Here is a 4,821-nt window from a genome sequence, read left to right as displayed (position 1 = left end):
GGGGCGGCGGGGGTGGCCCGCGGGGTGCGGGTGGCGGTCATGCCGTGCCTCCTGCGGATCGGGTACGGAGTGCGGTGAGCGCGCGGCGCAGCCGCGCCGGCGGCGAACCGGCCCCTGCGGCCGGCCGGGACAGCACCACGGCCGCCAGCAGGACCACGACGGCCAGGTCGCCGTAGCCGCCCGCGTAGTAGTTGGCGTACTGCTGCACCAGGCCCACGGTGAGCGCGGACAGCGCGACGCTGGTGATGGAGACGAGACCGCCGATGATCACCACGACGAACGCGAACACCAGCAGCGAGGTCCCCTGGTGCGGGGAGAGCGAGCCGAAGTAGAGGCCGCCGAGCACGCCGGCCAGGCCCGCGAGGGCGCCGCCGAGCGCGAACACCAGGGTGAAGGCGCGGGTGACGTCGATGCCGAGCGCCGTGACCATCGCCCGGTCCTCGACCCCGGCGCGGACGATCAGCCCGTAGCGGGTGCGGGACAGGAAGAGACGGATGCCGGCGAGCACCAGCAGCGCCACCGCGATCAGCAGGAACCGGTTCACCGGCACACGCGCCCCGAGGACGCCCACGGTGCCGGCGAGCGCGTCGGGCACCGGGAAGGGCCGGGCGTCGGCGCCCCAGACGGTCTGCACCAGCGCCGGGACGGCCAGCGACAGGCCGACGGTCACCAGGATCTGCTCCTTGACCCGTCCGTACAGCCGCCGGATCAGGACCAGTTCGACCACGGCCGCCAGCACCAGCCCCGTGAGGGTGCCGACGACGGCGGCGAGCAGCAGCCCCGGCGCCCCGCCGACCGTCCCGGCGGTGCGCCAGGCGGTGTAGACGGAGACGGTGAGGAAGGCGCCGTGCGCGAAGTTCAGCACGTCCATCAGCCCGAAGATCAGGGCGAGTCCGGACGCGATGAGGAAGTACAGGGCCCCCAGGCCCAGTCCGGTCAGGGTGAGCAGGACGAGGGTGTCCATCAGGCGGCTCCGTGGTCCGGGCGGCTGCCGACACCCAGCAGCGCGGTCGTACGGGCGGTGTCGGCGAGCAGGTCGCGGGCGTCGCCGGTGTGCACCACCCGGCCGGCGTCCAGCACCACCGCGCTGCGCGCCAGCCGGCGCACCACGGCGAGGTTCTGCTCGACCAGCAGCAGCGGCACGCGCTCGGCGGCCCGTTCGAGCACCTCGGCGGCCTCGGTGACGACGCGCGGCGCGAGGCCCTTGGTGGGTTCGTCGACGACGACGAGGCTGTTGTCGTTGAGCAGGGTCCGGGCGAGGGCGACCATCTGCTGCTGGCCGCCGGACAGGGTGCCGGCGCGCTGGCCGCGGCGGGCGGCGAGTTCCGGGAACAGGTCGTGCACCAGGTCGTAGCGGTGCTCGTGGCCCGGCCGTTCGGCCAGGGCGAGGTTCTCGGCGACCGTGAGCCCGGCGAACACCCCGCGGTCCTCCGGCGCGTAGCCGATACCGCGGCGCACCGTGCGGTGGGTGGGCTCACGGGTGATGTCGTCGCCGGCGAAGGTGACGCAGCCCGCGGTGACCCGGCCGCCGTCGGGCAGCAGCCCCAGCACCGCGCGGATCGTCGTCGTCTTGCCGACGCCGTTGCGGCCCAGCAGCGCGGTCACCCCGGAGGCGGGGACGCCAAAGGTGACGCCGGTGAGGATGCGGGACCCGGCGATGTCCACGTCGAGGCCCTCGACGCGCAGGATCGGTGGCGCGGTCACAGCTCGTCTCCCAGATAGGCCTGCTGGACAGTGGCGTCCGCCATCACCTCGGCGGGGCTCGCGGCGGCGAGCAGCCGCCCGTGGTGCATCACGGCGACCCGGTCGGCGAGGCCCAGGACAACATCCATGTGGTGCTCGACCAGCAGCACCGTGCGGCCCTCGTCGCGGTGCAACGACCGGATGAGGTCGGTGAGTTCGCCGGTCTCCTCCGAGGCCACCCCGGCCATCGGCTCGTCCAGCAGCATCAGCCGCGCCCCGGCCGTGCCCGCGCCGAGGGTGGGCGCGAGCAGCATCGCCAGCTCCAGCTTGCGCTTGTCGCCGTGCGAGAGCCCGGCCGCGAGATCCCCGGCGCGGCGCGCCAGCCGGACCCGCTTCAGCACGCCGGTGACGTCCGCCGCGCCGACCCGGCGCACCCCGGCGGACCGGGCGGCCAGGTCGACGTGCTCGGCGACCGTCATGGTCGGGAACACCGAGGACGACTGGAAGGTCCGTCCGATGCCCCGGCGCACCCGGCGGTGCGGGGGCAGGGCGGTGATGTCGTGGCCGTCGAGCAGGACGGCGCCGCCGGTCGGCCGGGTCAGCCCGGTGACCAGGTTGAACAGGGAGGTCTTGCCCGCCCCGTTGGGGCCGATCACGGCGAGGAGTTCGCCCTCGCGCACGGCGAGCGACACCCCGTCGATGATGTGCGCTCCCCCCACCGACCAACACAGCGCGTCGAGTTGCAGTACGGGGGTCATCCGTCAGCCGATCCTCGACTCGGCGGGCGCGACCTGTTCGGCGGGGAAGGTCCGCGCCACCCGCGGCACGCCCTCGCCGGTGAACCGGGCCTGGAACGTGGGCTGGAGCAGCGCGTGGTCGGCGGCCCGCACGGTGTTCGGCCCCTTCACGCCGGAGAACGAGAAGCCCTCCAGCGCCTTCACCATGGCGTCGGTGTCGCCCTTCGCGCCGCCGGCCCGGACCGCCTCGACGACCATCTGCGCCGCGTTGAACCCGTCCGGGGTGAACAGGTCCTCCTGCCACTTCTTCTTCCCGAAGTACGCGCGCATCGCCTTGGCCTCCGGGGTGCCGGCGGCGCCCGGCACGTAGTGGGCGAGCAGCGTGACCTTCTCGCGCGCCTTGCCGAAGACCGGGTAACTCGCCCTGCTGTCCAGGCCGGTGACGACGGTGGCGGCGTCCAGGACGCCCTGCTGGTCGAGCGTGGCCCACATGGACTGGGCGGTGTCCCCGGCCCAGGCGACGAACACCATGTCCGGGCGGGCCGCCTTCACCTTGCTCGCCACCGGGGTCAGGTCCGTCGCGGCGGGCGGGGCCAGCACCTCGCTCACCGTGGTGCCGCCGGTGCCGAGCACGGCCTTCACGGCGGCGGCGTTGGCCTGGCCGAAGGCGTTGTCCTGGGCGAGCACCACGACCTTCTTGCCCCGCGAACCGCCCAGGATGTTCTTCGCGGTCAGCACGTCCTGGTAGGTCTGCCGGCCGGAGCGGAAGGTGTAGCGGTTGACGCCGGTCAGCGCGTCGGTGGCGGCGGGCCCGCTGATGTAGAGGGTCCTGTTCTGCGCGGCGACGGGCGCGATCTGCGTGGCCACACCGGAGACGGCGGTGCCCGCGACGATCGGCACGCCCTCCCCGATGCGCTTCTTGGCCAGGGAGACGCCCTTGGCCGGGTCGCCGCCGTCGTCGTCCTCCAGCACGGTGATCTTCACGCCGTCGACGGCGCCGGTGCCCTCGGTCGCGTGATCGAGGCCGGCCTCGAAGCCGCGCAGATACTGCTCGCCGTACGAGGCCAGGGGGCCGCTGGTGGAGGTGATGAGGGCCACCTTCACCTCCTCGGCGCCGGAGGCGGTGGCGCTGCCCGGACTGGAGCAGCCGGCGGTGAGGGCGGTGGCGAGCAGGGCCACGGCGGCGGACAGGACAAGGGGTCTACGCATGACCGTACGGCTCCTCGGTGCGACGGCGGACGACGCCAGCGGCACGATCCGTCACGGGTGATCACTGTGCGCTGAGCGGTAACCGGCAGTGTGATCCGGGTCGGAACCGGCCACAATGTGGGCCGCGCACACGTGACACCACTCAACGGTGGTGCGCGCGCACGTCGTTGAGGAGTGTCAAAGAGAGGCGGGAGGAGGGGGCGGGGCGGGCCCCGGTCAGGAGGTCCGGCGGCTTCGGGCGGCGGCCTGGTCCGCGAGGCCGCCGGCGCCCAGCAGCCCCGTCGCCTCGAACGGCGCGGCCTCGGCCAGCCGCGGCAGTTCACGCCGGGACAGCGCCGTCACCACCGGCGGCATCGCCCCCCGCACCAGCTGGGTCGCGCGCAGCCACCCCGGCACGTACACCGACGGGCGCCGCCGCCGCACCGCCTCCGCCAGCCGCTCCGCGACATGCTCCGCCGGGTACACCTTCCGCGCGGGCGGCGGCATGTGGCCGCGCAGCTCACGCAGCACCGCGTGCTCGTCGACGCCGCGGATCATGTCGGTGTCGGTCCAGTTGATGTAGGCGATGCACACGGCCACATGACGGTGCGCCAGCTCCGCCCGCAGGGAATGCGCGAACGACTCGACGCCCGCCTTCGACGCGCAGTACGCGCTCATCATCGGCGCCGCGCCGATCGACGCCAGCGAGGCCACCTGGAGGAAGCAGCCGCCGGTGGCGGTCAGGTCGCCGACGAACGTGCGGGCGGTGGCCGCGCTGCCGATCAGGTTCACCTCGATCACCCGCCGCCACACCGCCGGGTCGGACTCGGCGAACGGCCCGCCCTCGGCGACCCCCGCGTTGGCGACCACGACGGACGGCGGCCCCAGACGCGCCCGGATGTCCGCGCCGGCCGCCGCCAGGCCCTCGTCGTCCGTGACGTCGACCTCCCAGCAGCGGCCCTCGCCGGGCAGCTCGTCCCGCACCTGCCGCAGCGTCCGCTCCTCCCGCCCGAGCAGCGCCACCTTCATGCCGCGCGAGGACAGCTCGCGGGCCAGCGCGGCGCCCAGACCGCGCGCCGCCCCGGTGACGACGGCGGTCCTTCCGTCCAGCGGGTTCCGGGTCTGCGGCATACGACGCTCCTGTGTTCCGTGGCGGGCGCTCGTCCCGTTCACGGTAGGTCCGTCCGGGCATCCCCGCAGGTCGGGCGGGCGG

The 4,821-nt window shown here is 74.2% G+C and carries 5 protein-coding genes; all 5 read right to left on the bottom strand.

Annotation, left to right across the window (positions count from 1 at the left end; translation table 11 throughout):
• Positions 1–37: 37 nt before the first annotated feature.
• Positions 38–964 (bottom strand): branched-chain amino acid ABC transporter permease, encoded by a 927-nt coding sequence (locus CCN29_RS33515; RefSeq protein WP_006130899.1) that lies wholly within the window; start codon positions 962–964, stop codon positions 38–40.
• Positions 964–1,704, bottom strand: coding sequence for an ABC transporter ATP-binding protein (locus CCN29_RS33510; protein WP_086686253.1), 741 nt, complete (start codon positions 1,702–1,704; stop codon positions 964–966). Before CCN29_RS33510 ends, CCN29_RS33515 begins: the two co-directional genes overlap by 1 nt.
• Positions 1,701–2,441, bottom strand: coding sequence for an ABC transporter ATP-binding protein (locus tag CCN29_RS33505; protein WP_086686251.1), 741 nt, complete (start codon positions 2,439–2,441; stop codon positions 1,701–1,703). The genes CCN29_RS33510 and CCN29_RS33505 overlap by 4 nt, the downstream gene beginning before the upstream one ends.
• Before the next feature lie 3 nt (positions 2,442–2,444).
• Positions 2,445–3,629, bottom strand: a complete 1,185-nt coding sequence (locus CCN29_RS33500; RefSeq protein ID WP_006130896.1) for a substrate-binding domain-containing protein — start codon at positions 3,627–3,629, stop codon at positions 2,445–2,447.
• Between the two features lie 216 nt (positions 3,630–3,845).
• Entirely contained in the window at positions 3,846–4,739 is an 894-nt protein-coding gene (locus CCN29_RS33495) for an SDR family oxidoreductase (protein WP_006130895.1), read from the bottom strand.
• Between the last annotated feature and the right edge of the window lie 82 nt (positions 4,740–4,821).

The organism is Streptomyces pseudogriseolus, from assembly GCA_002154585.1.
Lineage (GTDB): Bacteria > Actinomycetota > Actinomycetes > Streptomycetales > Streptomycetaceae > Streptomyces > Streptomyces pseudogriseolus.
The sequence above is the reverse complement of the archived record's forward strand: the minus strand, read 5'-3'. Positions and strand labels throughout refer to the sequence as shown.

Excerpts from the sequence above, each read along its gene's own strand:
- CCN29_RS33515 (WP_006130899.1), bottom strand. The coding sequence starts at position 964 with ATGGACACCCTCGTCCTGCTCACCCTGACCGGACTGGGCCTGGGGGCC.
- CCN29_RS33505 (WP_086686251.1), bottom strand. The coding sequence starts at position 2,441 with ATGACCCCCGTACTGCAACTCGACGCGCTGTGTTGGTCGGTGGGGGGA.
- CCN29_RS33500 (WP_006130896.1), bottom strand. The coding sequence starts at position 3,629 with ATGCGTAGACCCCTTGTCCTGTCCGCCGCCGTGGCCCTGCTCGCCACC.
- CCN29_RS33495 (WP_006130895.1), bottom strand. The coding sequence starts at position 4,739 with ATGCCGCAGACCCGGAACCCGCTGGACGGAAGGACCGCCGTCGTCACC.